The following is a 3,155-nucleotide window of genomic DNA, read 5'->3' on the forward strand; positions in this document are numbered from 1 at the left end:
CGTGTCCGTGGGTGGGGGAGGCGAGTGAGCCCCGCAGTGTGGTGGAGGTGGCAGGTGCCGTCCGGCCCGGTTCTGCCTACGGATGAGCCGTTGCCTCCCCCTTCGGATGACCCACTGCCACCACCACAGGACGTGGAGCCAAGCCCGCAACCAGAGAACGAACCGACGCCGGAATCCGCACTGGAGCGGGAGATCACCGACGATCCGCTCCCGCCCCCGGAGGATCCGCGCGCGGGAGAGCCGCCGCTGCGGGAACGGGACGACGCGGGCGAGGGCTCGGTGGTGTTGGAGACCGAGGGGGAGGTGTTCGAGTGCGGTCTGGTCGATCCGGGCTGTCATGTGTCCAACTGGTTCGCTGACCTCGTCATCAGCGGGTTGAACCCCGCCCTGGGCTGGTTGGCGGAAAAGGCGTTCCACACCCCGCTGCCGAGTGAGGGCATGAAGGGTCTGCACGCCGGGATCCTGACCACTTCCAACACCCTGTTCGTGTTGTTGGTGGTGGCGGGCGGTCTGGTGGTCATGGGATATCGGACCTTCCAGGACCGCTACTCGGTGGGGGAGATCCTGCCCCGCGTCGTGTTCGCGTTCGTCGCCTCGAACCTGTCGCTGTGGGTGTCCACGGAGATCGTGCGGCTGTCCAACGGCGTGGCGGCGGCCATCGGCGCCGACGGGATCAACGCCCGGGAGGCGGCGGTCAACTTCCGGGACCGCCTCGACGTGCTGCTCGCGGAGGCGATGGTCTTCACCATTGTGCTGTTGGTGGTCGCGGTGGTGCTGCTGGTGGTGTGGATGGTCACCGAGGCGGTGCGCATCTGCACCGTCATCGTGCTGGTGGTCGCCGCGCCGGTCCTGTTGGTCTTCCACGCGTTGCCGCAGACCAACCGGATCGCTGAGCTGTGGTGGAAGTTGATGGCGGGGTTGTGCGCGGTCCCGGTCGCCCAGTCGTTGGTGTTCATCGCGATGATGCGGCTCTTCTTCGAAGGGCAGATGACCCTCTTCGGCACCCTGAATCCCACATCCGACAGCGCCGACGACGTCGGCGGCGCCAGCTGGCTGATGCAGATCATGCTGCTTCTGGTGCTGCTGTACACCCAGGTCAGGATCCCGGCCTGGGTGAAGAAGCTGATCTGGGAGCCCACCCATCCGGGGAGTTCACCGATCGCCGCCCTGGTGCGGAACCTGGCGTGGATGCTGGCCTTCCGGTCCCTGGGCGGCCTGCGGGTGCCCGGTGTGCTGCGCAACGGGCTCAACCCTGGACTGACATGGCCCCAACTGGGCTGGCCGGGCCGCACCCCGGGCAGGAAGCTGCCCCGCTACAAGCCCGGGCCGCCTTCGGGACTCCAGCCGTTGCAGCCGCAGGCCTGGTGGTACCGGCCCCGGCACGAGGTGCCCGAACCCGTCGGCGCTCTGCCCGGCCCTCGACGTGCTCTCCCCGGGCCGGGCGGTGGTTCGCCCTGGCCGCGACCCCACCGTGGACCGTCCGGAACACCGGGTCTGCCGGGACCGCGCGCTCTGCCGCCGGTTCCCGATCCTCGCTTCGCTCCGCCCGCGCCCGTGCGGCGTGCCTTGGTGGAGGGGCGGATGCCGGGGTCGCCGAGGACCGGCCAGCAGGTGCTGTTCCGCCGCCCGGCTTCGCCGCAGGTGGGGCCGTCAGCAGCGGGAGCGCCTCCTCAGCGGCGGTGGCGTCAAGGGGTGTTGCCGACGCCGCCGCCGGTGCGGGTGCTGGGACGCCGGACACCTGAGCGGGTGGGTGATGTGTGGGCCAGGGCGCAGCGCGAGCCGCGTCGGCCCGCGCACGTCAAGGGGCAGCGGCCCTTGTTCCCCAACCCCAAGCGCACGTGGAAGCAGTACGGGCTGTTCCCACGCCCGAAGAACGACTCGAAGTGATCGCCCGACAAGGAGGAAGGATCCGGCGTGGTTTCTGAGGAGCCGTCGTCGTGGCAGGGGCGTATCCCCGCCGACATCGATCGGGGTGAGCCCGTCCTGTTCAACCTGACCGCCCGCCAGTGCCTGATCATCGCTCCCGTCCTGGCGGGGGCGTGGGGCGCGTACCTGCTGTTGCGCGAGGCGGTGCCGCTGTGGGTGTTCGCCATGATCGTGGCCCCGGTACTGGGGGTGGCCATCGCCGTCGCCTTGGGCGAACGCGACGGTCGAGGGTTGGAGCGGGTCGCGGCCAGCGCGCTGGCATGGGCGCGATCGCCGAAGCATCTGGTGGGCGCACCGTCAGGGGAGATCCCCGACCTGCCCTGGTGGGCTCCACGCCTTCGCCGAAGTCCCCGATTGGAACCGCTCCGGCTCCCCGCGTCGGCGATCAGCCCCGAGGGTGTGGTCGATCTGGGTGGGCGGTGCGCGGTGTTGATCTCCTGCACCACGTTGCCGTTCCAGCTTGCCTCGGGGCGTGAGCAGGACCAGACCCTGGCCGCGTTCGCGGGGGTGCTGGACGCCTTGTCGGAGCCGGTGCAGGTACTGGTCCAGCGGCGGAAGGCGGACCTGTCGGGGTTCACCGCGATGGTCCGCGACAACGTGCGTCACCTTCCGCATCCGGCGTTGGCCGAGGCCGCGGTGGCGCACGCCGACTTCCTGGACGAGATCGCCCGCACCCACGAGTTGTCGCACCAGCAGGTGGTGGTCGTGGTCACCGCCACCGGCCCCGCCCACAAAGCGGGGGCTGCCCTGCGGCGTATGGCGCAGGACACCGCTGATCGGCTCGCGACCCTCGGTATCCGCACTCACGTCCTGGCGGGAGCCGAGGCGGAGCAGGTTCTGCGCCAAGCGATGGCCTCCCCAACCACAGGCCTCACCGACCACGACGCTGATCACCACCCCAGCACCGACCACGACGAGGAACACGCACACACAGGAGAGGGAGGAGAGCGTTGATGGGGATTCACACGCCTTGGACACACACCGGGTCACCGGCGTTGGGAGGGCCCGCCATCGGAGTGGGGGCACGTCACCTTCGGGTCGAGGGCGGGGTGTGTCAGACCCTGGTGGTGGTGGGGTTTCCGCGCGAGGTGAGCGCGGGGTGGGCTGAGCCGTTGCTCACCTACCCCGGACAGGTCGACATCGCCTTCCACCTGGTTCCGGTCCCGGCTATGACGGCTGCGACTCGGTTGCGGAAGCGGCGGGCGCGGTTGGAGTCGGCGCACCGCACC

General features: G+C 70.0%; 2 protein-coding genes. Both read left to right on the plus strand.

All coding sequences use genetic code 11. The annotated features are described in order from the left end of the window. The first annotated feature begins 132 nt into the window (after window positions 1-132). On the plus strand, window positions 133-1,887 hold the full coding sequence (locus tag AB0I72_RS28275; protein ID WP_358574135.1) for a hypothetical protein: 1,755 nt from the start codon (window positions 133-135) through the stop codon (window positions 1,885-1,887). 27 nt (window positions 1,888-1,914) lie between these two features. After that, window positions 1,915-2,880, plus strand: a complete 966-nt coding sequence (locus tag AB0I72_RS28280) for a PrgI family protein (RefSeq protein ID WP_358574137.1) — start codon at window positions 1,915-1,917, stop codon at window positions 2,878-2,880. Window positions 2,881-3,155: the final 275 nt, after the last annotated feature.

Origin of the sequence: Nocardiopsis sp. NPDC049922 (assembly GCF_040660275.1) — a bacterium.
Classification (GTDB): Bacteria; Actinomycetota; Actinomycetes; order Streptosporangiales; family Streptosporangiaceae; genus Nocardiopsis.